General features: G+C 67.3%; 18 protein-coding genes. 14 read left to right on the top strand and 4 right to left on the bottom strand.

Annotation, left to right across the window (positions count from 1 at the left end):
- The first annotated feature begins 531 nt into the window (after positions 1-531).
- A complete protein-coding gene (locus tag ACFSL4_RS15115) occupies positions 532-1,287 on the top strand; it encodes a response regulator transcription factor (RefSeq protein ID WP_381082698.1) in 756 nt (251 codons plus the stop codon).
- Positions 1,288-1,371: 84 nt separating this feature from the next.
- Here ACFSL4_RS15115 and ACFSL4_RS15110 read toward each other — a convergent pair whose 3' ends face one another.
- Together ACFSL4_RS15110 and ACFSL4_RS15105 are read right to left on the bottom strand one after the other, a co-directional pair.
- Entirely contained in the window at positions 1,372-2,325 is a 954-nt protein-coding gene (locus ACFSL4_RS15110) for an NAD-dependent epimerase/dehydratase family protein (RefSeq protein ID WP_381082696.1), read from the bottom strand.
- A gap of 50 nt (positions 2,326-2,375) precedes the next feature.
- Positions 2,376-3,329 carry a ScbA/BarX family gamma-butyrolactone biosynthesis protein gene (locus tag ACFSL4_RS15105; RefSeq protein ID WP_381082694.1) on the bottom strand — a complete coding sequence of 318 codons (954 nt, stop codon included), beginning with the start codon at positions 3,327-3,329 and terminating at the stop codon, positions 2,376-2,378.
- A gap of 221 nt (positions 3,330-3,550) precedes the next feature.
- Here ACFSL4_RS15105 and ACFSL4_RS15100 point away from each other — a divergent pair, with 221 nt between their 5' ends.
- Complete coding sequence (locus tag ACFSL4_RS15100) at positions 3,551-4,201, top strand: ScbR family autoregulator-binding transcription factor (RefSeq protein WP_381082692.1); 651 nt, start codon at positions 3,551-3,553, stop codon at positions 4,199-4,201.
- Between the two features lie 523 nt (positions 4,202-4,724).
- On the opposite strand, the gene ACFSL4_RS15095 is transcribed toward ACFSL4_RS15100, so the two are convergent.
- Both ACFSL4_RS15095 and ACFSL4_RS15090 read right to left on the bottom strand, forming a co-directional pair.
- Positions 4,725-5,333 (bottom strand): ScbR family autoregulator-binding transcription factor, encoded by a 609-nt coding sequence (locus ACFSL4_RS15095; RefSeq protein WP_381082690.1) that lies wholly within the window; start codon positions 5,331-5,333, stop codon positions 4,725-4,727.
- Between the two features lie 844 nt (positions 5,334-6,177).
- Complete coding sequence (locus ACFSL4_RS15090) at positions 6,178-7,053, bottom strand: MarR family winged helix-turn-helix transcriptional regulator (RefSeq protein ID WP_381082688.1); 876 nt, start codon at positions 7,051-7,053, stop codon at positions 6,178-6,180.
- A gap of 575 nt (positions 7,054-7,628) precedes the next feature.
- Between ACFSL4_RS15090 and ACFSL4_RS15085 the strand changes: the two genes are divergently transcribed.
- The 12 genes from ACFSL4_RS15085 to ACFSL4_RS15030 form a co-directional block, all read left to right on the top strand.
- Entirely contained in the window at positions 7,629-8,720 is a 1,092-nt protein-coding gene (locus ACFSL4_RS15085; RefSeq protein WP_381082686.1) for an ester cyclase, read from the top strand.
- Between the two features lie 91 nt (positions 8,721-8,811).
- Complete coding sequence (locus tag ACFSL4_RS15080; RefSeq protein WP_381082684.1) at positions 8,812-9,213, top strand: nitroreductase family deazaflavin-dependent oxidoreductase; 402 nt, start codon at positions 8,812-8,814, stop codon at positions 9,211-9,213.
- A 7-nt stretch (positions 9,214-9,220) separates the two neighbouring features.
- A complete protein-coding gene (locus ACFSL4_RS15075; RefSeq protein WP_381082682.1) occupies positions 9,221-9,796 on the top strand; it encodes an NADPH-dependent FMN reductase in 576 nt (191 codons plus the stop codon).
- A gap of 41 nt (positions 9,797-9,837) precedes the next feature.
- Entirely contained in the window at positions 9,838-11,127 is a 1,290-nt protein-coding gene (locus ACFSL4_RS15070) for a cation:proton antiporter (protein ID WP_381082680.1), read from the top strand.
- Between the two features lie 145 nt (positions 11,128-11,272).
- Positions 11,273-11,932 (top strand): hemerythrin domain-containing protein, encoded by a 660-nt coding sequence (locus ACFSL4_RS15065; RefSeq protein WP_381082678.1) that lies wholly within the window; start codon positions 11,273-11,275, stop codon positions 11,930-11,932.
- 25 nt (positions 11,933-11,957) lie between these two features.
- On the top strand, positions 11,958-13,406 hold the full coding sequence (locus ACFSL4_RS15060; RefSeq protein ID WP_381082676.1) for an MFS transporter: 1,449 nt from the start codon (positions 11,958-11,960) through the stop codon (positions 13,404-13,406).
- A gap of 125 nt (positions 13,407-13,531) precedes the next feature.
- Complete coding sequence (locus ACFSL4_RS15055) at positions 13,532-14,437, top strand: MarR family winged helix-turn-helix transcriptional regulator (protein WP_381082674.1); 906 nt, start codon at positions 13,532-13,534, stop codon at positions 14,435-14,437.
- 272 nt (positions 14,438-14,709) lie between these two features.
- Positions 14,710-16,395 (top strand): tryptophan 7-halogenase, encoded by a 1,686-nt coding sequence (locus tag ACFSL4_RS15050; RefSeq protein WP_381082672.1) that lies wholly within the window; start codon positions 14,710-14,712, stop codon positions 16,393-16,395.
- A 40-nt stretch (positions 16,396-16,435) separates the two neighbouring features.
- Positions 16,436-16,981, top strand: a complete 546-nt coding sequence (locus tag ACFSL4_RS15045) for a flavin reductase family protein (RefSeq protein WP_381082670.1) — start codon at positions 16,436-16,438, stop codon at positions 16,979-16,981.
- A gap of 65 nt (positions 16,982-17,046) precedes the next feature.
- Complete coding sequence (locus tag ACFSL4_RS15040; RefSeq protein ID WP_381082668.1) at positions 17,047-17,412, top strand: dehydrogenase; 366 nt, start codon at positions 17,047-17,049, stop codon at positions 17,410-17,412.
- Between the two features lie 49 nt (positions 17,413-17,461).
- Complete coding sequence (locus ACFSL4_RS15035) at positions 17,462-17,869, top strand: VOC family protein (RefSeq protein WP_381082666.1); 408 nt, start codon at positions 17,462-17,464, stop codon at positions 17,867-17,869.
- A 100-nt stretch (positions 17,870-17,969) separates the two neighbouring features.
- Positions 17,970-18,032, top strand: a 63-nt coding sequence (locus ACFSL4_RS15030) for a biotin carboxylase N-terminal domain-containing protein (protein WP_344069737.1), incomplete at its 3' end; no start/stop codon positions are given.

Here is an 18,032-nt window from a genome sequence, read left to right as displayed (position 1 = left end):
CCGGGTCGTGACGGATCCGGGCCGTGGGTCGGTATGCGAACGCTGGCAGCGGGAGGAGACGCAGGTGCGCGATGCTGAGCCATAAGCGGGCCGACGGAGTCGATCGGCCGGCAGTCCGCTGTATGGCCTGGACTTCTCTAGCGACATAGAGCCCCCGGTCGTGATGTATGGAGAGATATCCGATCTGCGATGTTCGTCGGTCGCGGCGATGTCGCGCTGTGGCAAGAGCCGCGACCGGGCTGACGGTTGTCATTGTTGACATTTGGCGTTGCAACCCTCAACAGGGCCAAGAGCAGAGTTGTGTCAGAACTCTGTGCAAACCGTGTGCCTGGGTAAGGGTTTGTTCATGACTTCGCAAAGTCCGTCGCCGGGTGATGGGTGCCTCACGCGCGGAGTGGCAGGTCAGGACGGGCTTGAGAACCGGTCAACCGGCTTGTATCGTCGAAAAACAGTTCAGAGAACGGGTTGGTCAGTACTGAGCGGGAGCCATACACCGTTGACATGCTCTGCGGGGGAAGAGGCGTCTAGACCATGAACGTTCTGATCGTCGACGACGATGACGAGGCGGCTCGGCAGCTCGATCGGGCTCTGACAAGCCATGGATACAAGACGGAGCGGGTCAGCACCGGGGCAGCGGCCCTGCGGCAGCTGCCGGGCATGACTCTGGTGCTGTTGGATCTCAGCTTGCCGGACCTCGCAGGACACGAGGTCTGCCGACGCATCCGAGAGAACTCCTGTGTCCCAGTCATCGCGTTGAGCGATCAAGGTAACGAACTCGACCGGGTCATCACCCTCCACATGGGGGCGGACGATATTGTACACAAGTCGCACGGCCAGTACGAGTTGATGGCCCGCATCCAGGCCGTGCTGCGGCGCAGCGCGCAGTGCAGGCTCCACTTCGCCGCGCATTGCGCTTTGAAGCGGTCCACGATGGACCTGACGTCGGCGTGGGCGCTGTTGCCGGCGCGGGCGGCCACTGCGGGATCGCTCCGGGTCGGAGAGTTGCGCCTGGATCCGGCCGCGCGCCTGGTCCTCCTGCGGGAGAAGGAAGTACGCGTCACTCCCAAGGAGTTCGAGCTGCTGGCCGTGCTGATGGAAAACCCCGGTGTGGTGATGGAACGCCGGGACATCATGTCACGGGTATGGGGTGAGAACTGGTTCGGCTCCACCCGCACCCTCGATGTCCATGTGGGGTCCCTGCGCAGCAAGCTGGGCAGTTCGGAGTGGATCCAGACGGTGCGCGGCATCGGGTACAAGCTGAACGCCCCCGCGTTCAGGACCGCGTGAGTTCTGGACCGCGCCCCGATCCGGTGTGCGGTCCACCCGCTTTCCGGTGCCGGGGCGGTGGTTCGGGAAGCAAACAGAACCGACTCAGGCTTCCAGAAGGTCGACGAGATGCCGTCTGTACCATCCCGAGCACTCCGCGAACCGAGCTTTGAAACCCGCTCCGCAAGCCACTTCGGTATGGCGCCAGATCCGACTCGTGTCGTACCAGTGGTCCTGGGTGAGCAGGTCGTACTGGTGCGCGGAGAGCGCGGGCAGAGCCTGTGTGGTGAGCAGGCGGTGCTCCGCCGCCGAGAGGGAGTCCTCCGGCTGGGGCAGCCCCAGCCACCGGCACACGGTGGATGCCAGCGCCCGCATGGATTCGGGCCGGGGGTGGGCCACATGGTAGACGTGCCCCGCCGCGGGAGGCCGCTCTCCGTCGACCAGCGCGGCGACCACTCGCCCGAGGTCGTTCGCGTGCAGGACCGAGCTGTGCGGGGACAGCCCCCGCGGCCACATGGGCACCCGGTGGAGAAGCCTGGCCATGGTGGGGATGAACCACCGGTCGCCGGGCCCGTAGATCAGGTGTGGACGCAGGACGACCCCCCCGGCCCGGCGAACCGCGTGTTCCGCCTCGAGCCGCGACGCGCTGGCGGCCGACTGCGGCGCCGGCACCGCTTCCATCTCGGTCAGGCCGCGGTGAGGGCCGAAACCGTAGACCGCGGCCGTACTGATGTAGACGAAGCGGCGGACGTCCGCCCGGCCGGACTCCTCGAGCAGGGCCAGTGTGCCGAGGTGGTTGACCTCGCGGCAGTGGCGCGGTTCACCGCCCACGTAGGAGGCGGCGTGCACCACCGTGGTCAGGCCGGAGCAGACTCCTTGCAGCGTACGGGGATCGGAGAGGTCGCCGATCACGTACTGGACCCGGTCGTTCCGCTGAGCGGGTGGCGGCGGGTGGCGGCACAGGACCTTGACGACCGGAGGCGCGATGCCGTCGCAGGGACCGTCGAGAAGCGCCTCCACGACGGCGCGGCCGATGAATCCCGTTCCGCCCACCACCATCACCCCCGCCCCGGTGGGGTGCCGTGGGTGCCGCGAAGGCGCGGAGCCTTTCACTGCGCCCGGCCGTCGAACACGGTCACCCGGCAGGATCCGACGAGGGACCCGGCCTGGTGGAATGTGACGGTCAGGACGTGCAGCCCGGGCGTGACCTCTTCCGGGGCGGTGGGCGACACGACGCACGGGGCGTCGAACTCGATGTACCGCAGGAAGTCGGCCGAGCAGGCGAGGAGCAGGCCGCCTGGGATGCCGACGGTGAGTATCGCGGCCTGGCGCGCGGCCTCCATGACCACCATCCCGGGGACGTGGTCGACAGGATGGTCGAAGAGTATGGGATGTGAGGCGTCGAAGCGCAGGATGCAGGTCCCGTCATCGAGAGGCGGGCTGAGTACGACGTCGGAGGCGCTGCTCCTGCCCACCAGCTCGGGCTGTACCGGTTCGGGCATGTCGGGGGAGGGGACGGCGCCGAGGCGGTGGGCACGCAACCGCTTGTAGACCGCCGGGGTCACGCAGTTCGCGACGGAGTCCCCGATGCCGATGCGCTCCCCGTCGCGGTAGGCGTCGATCGAGCAGGCGAAGGAGGAGACGTTCCCTCTGCGCCGCACGACGTTGTGCAAGGACACTTCGAGAATCACATGGGCGGGCTGGTCGGCGATGCGCGCGCCGTCCGCGAGGATCGCGAACGAGTGAGCGACGGTCAGGAAGCTGTGCCCGATGGGAACGGCCAGCGTCTGGTGGGCGAGGAGCACGCAGGCTTGGCGGATCGTCTCCGCGAAGATCATGGGATCGTGCCAGCGGCCCGCGACCGGACCGTAATAGCTGTGCCCGCGCGGCCACTGGGCACCGACCTGATGGCCCCCGCCTCCACTGTGTCTGACCCCCGTCACCAGCACTTCGGACACGGCGGCCCGGTGGACGAGAGCGCGGGGAACGGTCTGCTGGAAGAGCTCCGGGCTGCCGCATCTCTCAGTGACGTCCCGTTGATCCGCAGGCTGAAGTGCATTCATTCCCAGTCCCCACTCTAGGAGGCGCACTAACCAATGAAGGCGGAGGAGCAGGACATCACGCGGCCCGTTTCCGCATGCCTGCGGTGCCCGGAGCCGAGCGTACCAGCTGACTGGTTTTTTTCAGCTGGGGGATCTGCTACGTAGAGTTGCCCGGCAGGGTGTATGACCGATACCGAGCGGGTACAGTGCGGCGCTGCCCGGGGCGGGGAGGGAGATCGGTGATGGCGAGGGTGAGACAGGAGCGGGCCGTAGCGACACGGCAGGCCATTCTCGACGGCGCCGCGGTCGTTTTCGACAGCATGGGGTTCGGCAGCACCAGTCTGACCGACATCGTGCGTCAGGCCGGGGTGACCAAAGGAGCTCTGTACTTTCACTTCCCGTCCAAGGAGTCCCTCGCGCAGGCCCTTGTCCAGGAGCAGTTCGTGGCCGTGACCTCTCCGTCGGAGTCCGAGGGGTTCGGCGTGCAGAGCGTCATCGACCGCTCTCACTGGCTGGCTGAACAGCTGTGCGTGAACGTTCGGGTCAGGGCCGGTATCCGACTGGTCCTCGAGCACGGTCTTGCGGGAGACGGCGACGCCGCTCCTTACGACCAGTGGATCGAGCAGGTGCGGGAGGCCCTGGCGTTCGCGCAGGGGCGGGGGGATGTGAAGCCGGAGGTCGACATCGCCGATCTCGCGGTCCACCTGATCGGGGCGTTCACGGGAATCCAGATCACCTCGCAGGTCCGAACCGGGCGCGCTGACATCCACGACCGGGTTGCCGACCTCTGGAGGTTCCTGTTGCCGTCGATCATCCCGGCGCGCCGACTCGGACGGTTCGATCCGAGGGGCTCGGGTGCGCTGCGGGCGGAATCGGCGGCCGGTGCCGACTGATCCGGCCGAGGGGCGGCCCGTGCGTCCGTGAGCCGGCGTGATGGCCGCGGCTGGACCATGACTCGCCTCTTCGGGCAGCCGCCCGGACGGGTGCGCGGGGGCCCGGCGTGGTGCGGCCGGATGCGCAAGCCCTCCACAGCACGGAGATGTGCGGGGGCTGTCCTCCTGAGAGGACGCGCTGCCGGGCATCTTCCGCGGCCCGGCGGCGGTGCCGCTTTCAGACGGTCCGTCAGGGACCGTACGCCTCGGGCAGGTCAGGCCACGGTACGCCGGTACGGCCCCGGCACTGCTCCACCCGATCCCGACAGGAGCCGTCAGGGGCACCCTGCTAGGGGGTGTTTCGAAAGTCCTGTGTGGTGCCCGCGGTGTCCGGTGCGTGCTCTCGGCGTGCCGGACGAAAGCCCTCGTACTGGACGTACTCGGGGTTTCGGCCGGTGCGGCGAGTGCGGGTGCCCCCTGCTCGAAGAGCCTGGGGGAGCGTGCCGGGCGCCGTGAGTGCTGTGCGGGACTTTCGAAACACCCCCTAGTGGGCGGTCGTCCTGATCAGCCCCATGGTGCCCGCGTCGGTCAGCTGCCACAGCTGGCTGAGCCACGTCTCGACCTCCGACTGGGCGGTTCCCGTCCACACGAGCGCCTCGACGCCGGACACCGCAGCCGTGACCACGGTCCGTGTCAGCACCGTCCGTGTGGCGGGGAGCTCGCCGTTCCGGCCTGCCTCGTCCACGAGATGCCACAGGCGGTCGAGCCAGAGCAGGTAGAAGTTGCGGTGGTCGGCGGCCGTGCGCCTGTCGGCGCGCTCCCTGGTGATCCGGACGCTCGCGCGCATGAACAGGTTCTCGCGCAGTAGCCGGTTGAGCGTATGCGTCACGTCGACGATCACCTGGAGGCAGGACGTCTCGACCGCGCGCCGTTGCGATACGGCCTCTTCCAGCAGTTCGAGGCTCCTCAGCTGGACGGCATCGGCCAATTCGTCCTTTGTCGGGAAGTGGAAGAACAATGCGCCCTTGGTCACACCTGCCGCCTGACTGACATTGGCCAGGGTCGCTTTGGTGAAGCCGTGCGTCGCGAACTGCTCAGCGGCAGATGCCAGTAGGCGCTCCAGTGTGTGACCGGAGCGCTCGTGCTTGCCCATAGTCCCCCTTCGCCTGGTAGGGGTGCTCTGTCTAGGGGTGTCTGTTCAGCTTGATCCGACCCGTTGCCAAAGCTAAAAACCGGTCGATCGGTTTGTCAACCACCCGAACGCGAAGTGGCGAAATGGCGTCCGACTCTGGATGGTGATCACCATCGGTCCGGTCTGGTGGACGTGGTCGACGAGGCCGCCGCACGGTGTGTGCGGGCATCGCGATGCCGATATGCCGATTCGCCCGGGGGGAGATGCCACTGCCGGGCGGCGCGCCGAGAGAGCCTTGACCTGCGGGGTGCGGGCGGGCCGGTGCGTCGGCGCCCCTGCCCGCTGTTGACGGTGCCCGGATGCCGGATGGCGTTCCGCCGGGTGTCCGCCGGGTGGTGCAGCCGGTCAACGGGCCGGAACTCGCGGGTCACGCCGCGCACTTCGACCGGCTGGGGGACCCCCGGCCTCTGGCCGGGCTGCTTGGCGTGCCGCGCCGACGGGAAGAGCGCCGCGGGCCGGGTACCGGAGGGCGAAGCGCATGATGGTTCACACCACCTCGCGGGAGGCGACCGGATGCTGTTCACCGACCGGTGCGAGGTCGCGCTGCGAGCAGAACGCCCCGGCTGGCCGCACGTCAGGTGCCGGACGGGCCGGTACCGGGATCAGCGCACACGGTGCGGGCGACGTGCGGCCGGAGCGTGCCGGTCGGTCGGTCGGGCGGGCGGGTTCACGCCACGCCCACGGAGCGCGTCCTCGGTCCCGCGGTTACCGGGTGAAGCGTTCCTCACCGGCTTCCGCGATGGCGAGGCGGCTGTTCGCCCAAGGGGCATCCGGACTGCACCGCATCACCCGGGCCGGCGGCGTCTCACTCCTCCGCGGAGAGCAACTTGCAGAGCAAGGTGCGGAGTTCATCCTCTCCGCCTGCGCCGAGGGCCGCGCGGGTGTCCGCCTGCATGCGCTCCCCCGTGTCGTACACGGCGGGCAGCAACTCGCGGCCGGGGCCGGTGAGTTCCAGGGCGTATCGGCGGCGGTCGCGCGGGTCCTTCCCGCGGGCCACCAGACCGGCCTGGACCAGATCGTCGACCACCTCGGCCGCGGCCGGTTCCGTGATCGCCAGGTGCTGTGCCAGCCGTTGCTGCGGGCACGGCCCCAGCGTGTCGATCGCGATCAGGGGACCGAAGTGCCGTGCCCGCAGGCCGAGTCCGCCGAGCAGGGCGTCGAAGCTGCGGCGCTGGTGGAGGTGGGCCTGCGCGAGGAGATACTCGATGCTCTGGGTGGCGGGTTGCTCCGTCTCCGGCAGCAGCCTGGCGAGCAGTGTGTACAGCCGCCGCCGTTCGTGTGCCGACAGCGTGGCGGCCGTCCGCGCGTTCCGCTCGGACATCGCCTCGCGCATGTCGTCGAGTGCGGCCCGCCCGGTGTCGGTCAGCCTCAGGACGTACGACCGGCGGTTGGCCGGGTTGCGGGTCCGGGACACATGTCCGAGGTCCTCAAGCCGGTCGATGAGCCGGACCATGACCGTCCGGTTGATGCCGAGGCGCTCCGCGAGGTTCTTCTGCGACCGCGCGTCCTGCTCCGCCAGGGCATCAAGCAGGACGTAATCGCGGGACTGGGGTGCTCCCTCCATCGCGTCCGCGGTGAACTGCGCGAACACGCGGCGCAGCAGATCACCGAAGTATCCGCCTGCCGGAGCGGGCGTGGGTGCGGCCCTGCCCTGGACCTCCGTCGGTCTTATGGCGCTCACCCTGCTGCCTCGTCTCTCCTACGGTGCGACTCAACATAGAGCATATCAAGGGTGATTATTGGCCCAATGATTAGTTGGGACGTTGACGAGTGATGGGCGGCGCCCGCCGGTCGACGGCCTCACCGCGAGGGGGCCGACGCCGAGGGGTCGGGCGCCGGTAGGTCGTTGTGCGGCGATCGCCGCCTGCTCCCGCTCCCCGTGCTGTCCCAGCAGTCGGTGCCCGGCTTCCCGGCCGGGCCTGCCATGACAGCCCGTCACGTCGAACTGGCGTCGAACTGACCTTCTCCGAACTGGTGTTGACGCGAGAAACGCGTGTGTGTCACGCTGCTGGCGGCGCCCCCATGCCCTGAAAGTGTCCGAGTTCAACGCGCATCGACACTTTCTGCGGCTCTTTTGTCGCGCATCGGCGGACGCACCGGTCGCGATCGGACAGCGGCGGCATCACTGAAACAGCTGTCATCAAAGGGCCCCGCTCTTTTCCTGGTTCGAAACGCTCGACCGCAATGACCCCAGAGTGCAGCCGAGTTCCCCTCGGCTGCACTCAGTGCTGTGCGGACCCGGCAGCAGTCCGCCCCGTGACCGAAGGAAGTGGTGTCCAGTGCTTCATTCTGTCGACGCGACCATCAGAAGGGGGAGGCGGATTGCCCGCTGAGAGTCCACTCGATCAGATCGCCGAGCAGGTGCGCACGCTGTCCGATCGCGCCAGTCTGAGCGAGCTCGTCGACCGTTACATGGTCACCCTCGACGAGGGTCCGTTCGACGATGACTGGGCCAAGTCCCTGTTCACCGAGGACATCTCGCTGGTCTTCCCCGTGGGAAGCCATCAGGGAATCGCAGGCGCAGCCGATTTCACACAGAAGATCATGAACCGCTGGGAACGGACCCATCACCACGGTTCCGGGACGGTCATCGAGCTGGACGGCGACCGGGCTTCGATCAGCTGGAGTCTGATCGCCTCCCATGTTCACTTCGGTTCGCCCCGGCCCCCGGCGCCGACGAGCTACTTCCAGTTGGGCGGCAGGTTCGACGGAGTGGCGCAGCGCACACCGCGCGGCTGGCGCATCAAGAGCCTGAAGCTCCGGATCGTGTGGTCCACCGGGGCGGTTCCTTCAGGCGTGACATCGGTCGATGCCACGACGGTCGAAAGCTCGACGGAACATATGACGGTACCTCAGAAGAAAGGAATGGCAGACATGGCCAGCGCTGAGCGGCAGAAGGAAATCGTTGAGGAGATCTTCCGCGAGGGGCTCACCAACGGTGATCTCTCTGTGGCGGACAAACACCTGACCGCGGATTTCAAGAACAACGGCAGCCACGACGACTCCATGCGGGGTCCGGAGGCGTTCAAGCACACCATCCGTATCCAGCAGAGCGCCTTCAGCGACATCAAGTACGAGATTCTGGACTTCGTCTCTCAGGGCGACCGGGCCGCCGCCCGCTGGGTCATGTACGGCAGGCACACCGGCCCGTTCCTCGGTGTCCAGCCGACCGGTCTGGAGGTCGAGCACAACGCGATCATCTGGTTCCGGTTCGAGGGCGAGAAGATCGCGGAGCGCTGGGGGATCGTCGACAACTTCACGACGTACCGCTTCCTGACGTCCGGCGGAAAGCCCGGCGGGCCTCTCACTCCGGGCGGCCCTGGCGCCGGCAAGCCCGGGCCGGCCTGACAAGTCGTCATGTGCCTTAGGGCGCCGGGGCCATGCGGTCCCGGCGCCCTGTACCACTACCGCTTCCAGATCATGGACAAGGAGGGAATCAGTGCCGATCGACAGGCGGGTGGCGCGCTTCAACCGTGCGGTGGCGAACCACTTCGTGGGCCCGGTCCTGAGCCGTATGCCGGGCTTCGGCAAAGTCCACCACCGCGGCCGCAAGTCCGGGCGCGAATACAGCACTCCGGTCAAGCTGTTCCGGCGCGGCGAGGACATCGTGATAACCCTGCCGTACGGGCCCGGTTCCGACTGGGTCAAGAACGTGCTGGCGGCGGGGGGCTGTGACATCACGACCCGCGGACGCCGTATGCACCTGACCAACCCGGTCGTCTTCTCCGACGACGGGCAGACGCGGATGCCCGCGCTCACCCGGCGGATCCTGTCCCGGGTCGGCGCCACCGAGTTCCTCTCCCTGACCTTGTCCGCCGCGCCGACCGCGGCGAAGCGGTAGGCGGATCATGTCCTACCAGCGGATCAGGGTGGTCGTTGTCGTCGGATCCGCCCGTGACGGGCGGCTGGCCCCCGATGTGGCGCGATGGTTCGCGGGGCAGACGGACAAGCGAGACGATCTGGTCACGGACGTCGTCGACCTGTCCGGCACACCCCTGCCGGCCAGTCTCGACCCTGATGTGCCCGAGGCTGTCGCGCTGCGCCCGCGCCTGGCCGCGGCCGACGCTTTCGTGTTCATCGTGCCGGAGTACAACCGCAGCGTGCCGGGTCCCCTGAAGACCCTCATCGACAGCTTCAACTCCGAGTGGGAGGCCAAGCCGGTCGGGTTCGTCGGCTACGGCCTGAGCATGGCAGGTGGGGTGCGCGCGGTGGAACATCTGCGGCAGATCTTCGCCGAGTTCCACTCCATCGGGATGAAGGACACCGTCAGCTTCCCGCGGATCCTGGACCACTACGACTCCGAGGGGCGCTTCCCGGTCGACCCCGAGGGCGCCAACGCCGCCGCCAAGGTCATGCTCGACCAGCTCGTCTGGTGGGCGCGTGCGCTGCGCGACGCGAAGGAGCGGCGGCCGTACGGCGGCTGAAACTGCATCACGCCTGATGTGCGTCCCTACAAGGAGCTGCGATGTCGTCTTCCGCTGCCCCGCTACATGACCTGCTGATCGCCATCCCGACCGTGATCCTGGCCTGCCGAGCGGGAGCGGGACTCTTGCGCAGGGCCGGTCAGCCGCCGGTCGTCGGGGAGATCGCCATCGGGATCGTGCTGGGCCCCTCCCTGCTCGGCTGGATCTGGCCGAGCGCGGAGCACTGGCTCCTCCCGGAGGCGGTGCTGCCGTACATCGAGACGCTGGGCAACATAGGCCTGCTGGCGTTCCTTCTTCTGGCCGGTCTGGAGCTCAACCTGTCCGCGATACGCGGCCACGGCCGTACCGCGGTCGCGGTCGGCCAGATGAGCATCGCACTGCCGCTCGCACTGGGCGCACTGCTTGCATTTGGCATGTACAAGACACTAGCCCCCAAGGGCGTGGGCATGCTGCCCTTTGTGCTGTTCATCGCGCTGGCGATGAGCATCACCGCGTTTCCCGTGCTCGCCCGGATCCTCACCGACCACGGCCTGTACCGGACGTCCGTGGGAACCCTCACGATGACGTGCGCCGCGGTGGGCGACGTGACGGCGTGGTGTCTGCTCGCCGCGGTCGTGGCCGTGGCCACCGGCGGCTCGCCGACCGGGGCCCTCGTGACGGCCGCACTGACCGCCGCGTTCCTGGTCGTGATGGTGTACGTGGTGCGCCCGCTGCTCGCCAGGTGGGCGGCGCGCGCGGAGCGGGGCTCGGACAGCGTTGTGCTGGTCGTGCTCTTCAGTGGGCTGTGTCTGTCGGCGCTGGCCACCGAAGCCATCGGGGTGCATGCGCTGTTCGGAGCCTTCGTCTTCGGCGCCGTCTGCCCGCGCGGTTCCCGTACGATCGAGCGCTCCGCCGCCCGGACGCGGGCCTTCACCATGCCGGTGCTGCTCCCGCTCTTCTTCGTGAGTACCGGTCTGCGTGCCGATCTGGCGCTGCTCGTGGACAACCCCGTCCTCTGGCTGTGGTTCTTGGCGGTCCTCGCCGTGGCGGTGCTCGGTAAATGGGGCGGCAGCACGGGTGCGGCCCGGATGGCGGGCTGGCCATGGCGCGGCGCGATGTCGATCGGTGTGCTGATGAACTGCCGCGGCCTGACCGAACTCGTGGTGCTCGACATCGGCCTCCAACTGGGTGTCATCGGGCCCGATCTGTTCACGGTGCTCGTGCTGATGGCTCTGCTCACCACGGCGGTGACCACCCCTGCCCTCACCTGGTTCCGCCGGTCGGCGAGGGATTCGGACCTCGAGCCGGCGGCGCAGGCGCGCCGGCATCGCCAGGTCACTGGTGCCTCCTGATAGTTCGTAGGTTGTTAGTTGGGTAGTTGATGATTGCCCCCCTGAGCGGTACTGTGAGCGGCAGACGACGGATTCGGGGGCCCTGGGGCCATGCGGATCGGCCCTGACGAATGCTCACCCAGCCCGATGGAGAAGGTGGAAGACCATGAGCGGCAAGCCCTTCAATCTGGACATGACGATGATGTATGCCGTCCACAACGCCTTTCGACGGGATCTGGAGCGACTCGCACGAATAACCGCCCGCACCGACGACGATCCCCGTCACATCCTGCAAACCGCCGTCGGCTGGGAGCTGTTCAAGGCTCATCTGCGTGTGCATCACACCTCCGAGGACGACACCGTGTGGGGCGTCATGGAGCAGGTGCTGGCCGAACGCCCGGACGACCTCGCCCTGATGGGGGAGATGGAGGCGGAACACGCCCTCATCGACCCCCTGTTGAATGCGGTCGACGAGGCGCTGGCCGATCGCGAGTCCGGACCCGAGCGGCTCGGGGGACTCATCGACACTCTCGCCACCAAGGTGGCCTTCCACCTCAAGCACGAGGAGGAGGAGGGCCTGGCACTGATCGACTCGGCTCTGACGGAAGAGCAGTGGCAGCGCTTCGCCGAGGTCCATCGCGACCGGATCGGTCCTGACGTGTCCCGGTACCTGCCGTGGTTGCTGGACAGCCAGCACGAGGAGATGGTCGCCTCCGTCCTCTCGCGCATACCGGAGAAGGCGCGCCTCGCCTACGAGGACGAATGGCGCGAGACCTTCGCCCAGCTGGATCCCTGGGGCGTCACGGAATCACCGGCCAACAACTGAGCGCGCCATCTGAGGAGGACTTTTCATGTCCGCGCACGAACGAACCGAGCCCACGGCGGTGGCCGAAGCGCCGTCGGCCGCCGGCGGCAGGCACGGCCTCGCATTGCTGATCATTGCCACCGCGCAGTGCATGCTCACGCTGGACGGCACGATCATGAACGTCGCCCTGCCCAGCGTGCAGAGGGCACTGCACTTAGCGGTGGCGGATCTGAACTGGGTGATCACCATCTACGCGCTGACCTTCGGCGGACTGCTGCTCGTCGGCGGGCGCGCCGGTGACGTGTTCGGCCGCAGGAAGGTGTTCCGCATAGGGCTGGTCGTCTTCGCCGTCGCCTCGCTCATCGGCGGCCTCGCCACCAGCGGATCCGCACTCATCGCCGCCCGGGCGCTGCAGGGCATCGGTGCCGCGATCATCGCACCCACCGCCTTGTCCCTGTTGGCCACGACATTCCCGCCCGGGCCGGCGCGCAACAAGGCGTTCGGCGTGTACGGGGCGATGGGGGCGCTCGGCTCGGTGCTCGGTCTGCTGCTCGGCGGCTCGCTGACCGAGTACCTCAGCTGGCGCTGGGTTCTGTTCGTCAACGTTCCGATCGCGATCGCCGTGCTGATGGGCACCTCTTCGCTGGTCGAGGGCGAGCGGCAGCGCGTCAAGGTCGACCTGCCCGGCGCGATCGCCGCGACGGCCGCTCTCGGGTCGCTGGTCTACGCGATCAACAGGGCGGCCTCAGAGGGCTGGGGTGACCGTCTCACCGTCGGCTTCCTCGCTGTCGCGGCCGTCCTGATGATCGCCTTCGTGCTCATCCAGCGGGCCAGCGCGGCACCGATGATCCCCTCCAGGGTGCTCAAGGAACGCGGGAGGGTCGGCTCGAACCTCATCATGTTCCTCGCGGGCGCCTGCATGTTCGCCACCTTCTACTTCCTCACCCTGTACATGCAGGTCGTGAAGGGATACTCCCCGATGCAGACCGGACTGGCGTATCTGCCGTTCGCGCTGGGCATCGGCATCGCCGCCGGCGGTATCGGCCCTCAGCTGCTGAGCCGCGTCTCGGAGCGGACGGTCATCGTGCTGGGCCTGCTCCTCGCCACCGTCGGCATGGGCTGGTTCAGCGTGCTCACCCCGCAGTCGAACCTCTTCGCCGCGCTGCTGCCGGCACAGCTGGTCGTGAGCGTGGGCCTCGGTCTCACCTTCGTCACCACCACGATGATCGGGGTGCGGGGGGTCGCTCCGGAGGACACCGGCATCGCCTCCGGTCTCCTCAACACCAGCCAGCAGGTCGGCGGCGCGGTCGGCCTGGCAGTCCTGGCCACGATCGCCTCCACGGTGACCTCCAACGCGGCGAAGGGCGGCGCCCCGACCGCCGCTGACCTGACCGACGGCTACACGGTCGGCTTCGTCGTGGGGGGCGGCTTCTACCTGGCCGCCCTGATCGTCGGTTCACTGACCATCAGGGCCGCGGTGCAACGGCAGCACTGACCTGCCGCCCCCGGAACCGTGATCGGCGCCCGGCGCCCGGCCCGCATCCGCAACCGCGGACGCACGCCGGGCGCCGGGCCCGTGAAAGCGCTGCTCGGGTACGCTTGCGCGGGAGGTATCTCATCTTGCTCAGCGAACACGATCACACCGCCCAGGAACCAATGGGGGAAGTGCCGGGTGTCGCGCTCCCGTCCGAGCTGACGAGCTATATCGGGTATACGCTGCGGCGTGTTTTCGTGCTGCTCGGCACGAGTGCGGGCAGCGATGAAGCCGCCACCCGGAATTTTGTCGTGCTGGACGCGCTGGCCGGTGGGGACTCCTTGTCCCAGCACCACTTGGCCGAACGGCTGGGCATCAATCGGACGATCATGGTGCAGGTCATCGATCGTCTGGAGGGCGACGGCTACGTCACCCGCACCCGGAACCCGGACAACCGGCGGTCGTACGTCCTCTCGCTCACCGCCTCGGGCCGCGACGCCCTGGAGGGCATGCGCCAGTCCGTGGCGGACCGCGACATGAGGCTCACTGCACCGTTGTCCACGCGCGAGCGCACGCGCCTCGATGTGCTCCTGAGCAGACTGCTGCCCACACCGGCACAGCCCATCCCGCGCAGTACCGCATACCTTGTCGCACAGGCACACTACCGGCTGCGCAGAATCGGCGATGACAAGCTCGCCGGCACCGGCCTGCGCGTACGCCATTTCGCTCCGCTTTCGGCGATCAACACCTTCGCTCCCTGCGCCCAGCGGCAATTGGCGGAACATCTGGCAATCACCGAGCCGGCCGCCGCGGTGGTCGTCGACGAACTCGTACGGGCGGGCCTTGTCCGGCGCGGGCGGGATCCGCACGACCGTCGCCGCTACGCCCTGGAACTCACCGGCCGCGGCAGGGAGAGCCTTGCGACGGTGGGGAAAGCGGTCGAGGAGCTCCAGTCCGACGTAGCCGGGATGCTCGGTGCCGGCGGAGATGCGGAGCTGCGGACTTTGCTGTTCAAGCTGCTGGAACACCAACACACGGCGGCAAACGTATAGTTGCGCGTCCTCTCGAATTCCTTGGAATGGTTGACTCGTCGGTGGAAGCCTGTCACGCTTGATCCGTGGCCGAGTCGTGCCCGGAATCAGGAACAGGCATGCGGCGCTGATCCCCGGCCCTGATTTCCGCATCTCTCATCTTCGCTTCCCGGCCAGTTTTCCATACCTCTGTGCCGTGTCGGTCCCATGACCGACACGGCACTTTCCTTTCCATCCCAGGGTGGCACCAGGTCGAGCGAAGCCAACGCAATCTGACCGACAGGAGACTGTTCATGGCGATGAAGATGACCGCTGCAGCGAAGGAAGCCTCTGACGCGAAACCGTGCGACGTCCTCATCCTGGGATCGGGACTCGCCGGCTCGGTGGTCGCCTCGATCCTGGCCCGGAACGGCGCCGACGTAGTGCTCATCGACGCCGGCCAGCACCCCCGATTCGCCATCGGAGAATCCACGACCCCGCAGCTGGTCGAGTGGCTGCACATTCTCAGCGAGCGCTACCAGGTTCCTGAGATCAAGAGCCTGACAAGCGTCGACGCCAGCACACGCGACATCGGCCCGGTCTTCGGCACCAAGATCCACTTCGGTTTCATGCGCCACCAGCCGGGCAAGGAGCCCAACCCCCGGGAAGCCACGCAGTTCGCCATCCCGCGGCTCCTCGCACAGACCAGCCACCTGTTCCGGCAGGACAGCGACTCCTACATGTTCCATGTCGCCATCCGGTACGGGGCGACCGTCCGGCAGAACTGGCGCGCGACCGATCTGGCCTTCGACGACGACGGTGTCACGGTGACCGGGCACACCGGCGAGGCGTTCCGGGCCAAGTACCTCATCGACGCGAGCGGGTTCCGTTCGCCGCTCGCCGAGAAGTTCGATCTGCGCGAGAAACCCGCGCGGTTCAAGCATCACTCGCGCTCGATGTTCACGCACTTCATCGGGGTCAAGCCGTTCGACGAGGTCTGCGGCCACCCGAAGCACCTGCGTCCGCCGGTTGACTGGCACAAGGGCACCATGCACCATCTGATCGAGCGCGGCTGGTTCTGGATCATTCCCTTCGACAGCCACCCGAAGTCGAAGAACCCCCTGTGCAGCGTCGGCCTGCAGCTGGACGAACGCCTCTATCCGAAGCCGACCGACATCACCCCCGAAGAGGAGTTCCAGCGCTACCTGGACATGTACCCGGCGGTGAAGCGGCAGTTCGAAGGCGCGCGCCGGGTCCGGGACTGGGTGTCGACGGACCGGCTGCAGTACTCCTCCAAACAGACCATCGGCGATCGCTGGTGCCTCATGTCCCACGCGGCCGGGTTCATCGACCCGCTCTACTCCCGGGGCCTGTCCAACACCTTCGAGGTGGTCGACGCGCTCAGCTGCCGCCTGATCGACGCGCTCAAGGACGGCGACTTCTCGGCGGAGCGTTTCCGGTACGTCGAGGAGGTGGAGCGGGGCCTGCTGCACTTCAACGACGAACTGGTCAACAGCTCTTTCATCGCCTTCAACCACTTCAGGCTGTGGAACGCGGTGTTCAGGGTGTGGGGCGCCTTCATCACCCCGGGCGTCATGCGTCTCGCCCGCGCCAGGCTCCGCTACATGGCGGACGGCAACGACTGGCACTTCCGCGACCTTGAGAACGTCCCCTATCCCGGGCTGTGGTGGCCCGAGGGCGAGGCGTTCAAGCACATCCTCGACGTCACCGCGGAGACCTGTGAGAAGTACGAGGTCGGTGAACTCACCGGCGACGAAGCCGCAGACATCATTTTCAAGGTCCTCCAGGAGTCCGACGAGGTCAACCCGGAATTCGGTTGGAAGGACCCGGAGCACCGCTTCGTGGCGCCCCAGAGCGCGACCCTGGCGAAATTCATGTACTGGGCGTCGGTCCAAAGCGGGCCGGAGATGAGGCGCCTGGGCCGCGATCTCGCACGGGAACTCCTCAAGGCCGGCCCCCGCGTCAGGAAGCTGCTGTGAAGCGGCCGTTCAGCCGAGTCCCGCTGCCGAAAGGACGAGAATGACCACCGAGTGGCATTCTGTGCACGAGGGCCAGCAGATCGACTCGCGGACCCTGCGACAGGTGTGTGGGCTCTTTGTGACAGGCGTCACCGTGATCACGACCGGAGTCGACGGTCGTGCCGACGGTGCGACTGTCAACTCGTTCACCTCGGTGTCCTTGGACCCCCCACTGGTCCTCTTCTGTCTGCACCGGCAGTCCCGACTCCACGAGGTGCTCGGGGAGTCGGGTGGTTTCGCGGTCAACTTCCTCTCCGGACAACAGGAATACCTGGCACGGGCGTTTGCCGGCCGGAAGACCGCAGGCTTCTCCGAGGTGGCCCATCACCGGGGCGCGGAAGGCGTTCCCATTCTCAGTGAAGCCCTCGCCTTTCTGGCGTGCAGGATCGTCGACCAATTCCCTGGTGGTGATCACACCATCATCCTGGGCGAGGTAATGGAGCTGGGAATTCCGCGCAGGCATCAGGAACCGCTCATTTTCTTCAGGGGAGCGCTGGGTGCTCTCGAGGAAGAGCAGCTCGGAGTCCATCCGATCCTGGACGGGTGACGGTCCGGTCCGCCGGCCCGGATCTCCGAGAGATCGTTCATCACCATCACAGAAAGGAGCTGCCGTTGTCCGCATTTCCGGACGGCCCCGTTGGGACGTGGACGGGTTCCGTCTTCTACGACGGACTGGTCGACGACTACACGGCCATCTTCGTCGAGGACGGATCGCTGTCACTGGACACGAAGAAGAGCATCGGGACCGGAAGCTGGTCGACGACCGGTCCGGACGCCTTCCACATGACGGTCAAGGAGGTCTTCAAGGGCGAGCAGATCAGCCCGACCGGAAAGTCCGTCGCGTACATACAGATCGAGTTCGACGCGCGACTGTCGGAGTCCGGGTACTCCGGCACAGGCAAGGCGACTGTCTACGGAACGGACGGGTCGGTCGTCTATTCCACCGCTGCGGAGACCAGCGCTCGCCGGAGCAAGTAATCCCCTCGCGGGTTCCGGCCCGCACTCGACACCATTGAAGGAGCAGGACATGCCCGTGCTTGGCGGAATCCACCACGTGAAGCTTCCCGTCAGCGATGTCGCCCGGTCGCTCGAGTGGTACCAGAAGGTCCTCGGCATCGAGACGACGATGGAGTTCAAGGACGACGACGGGGTCCTCCGGGGTCTGGTGAGCAAGGTGCCCGGCGTCGAGACCACGCTCTTCGCGCTCCGTGAGAACCCGGAGGCCGCGGCCGGACTCAAGGACTTCGACCCGATCAGCTTCGGCGTGCAGACCCGTGCCGACGTCGAGGAATGGGCCGCCTACATGGACAAGATCGGCATCGAGCATCCGCCCATCGTCGAAGCCGCCATCGGCTACATCCTCAGGCTCCAGGACCCGGACGGACGCTGGGTGCACATCTACTCCTGGGAAACCCCTGACGGCAGCGACTCCTGAGCGGAAGTACACGTGCTCTTCGCGGTGGCGCCGGGAGGCTCCCGCCGCGAGGAGCCCCCACTCGCTTCCAGGCCCCGTCATGAAAAGGATGCGTCCTGACATGCGCAAGGTGTTGATCGCCAACCGTGGCGAAATCGCTGTCCGTGTCGCCCGGGCCTGCCGT

This window comes from Streptomyces caeni, assembly GCF_042678285.1.
GTDB classification, from domain to species: domain Bacteria; phylum Actinomycetota; class Actinomycetes; order Streptomycetales; family Streptomycetaceae; genus Streptomyces; species Streptomyces caeni.
The sequence above is the reverse complement of the archived record's forward strand: the minus strand, read 5'-3'. Positions and strand labels throughout refer to the sequence as shown.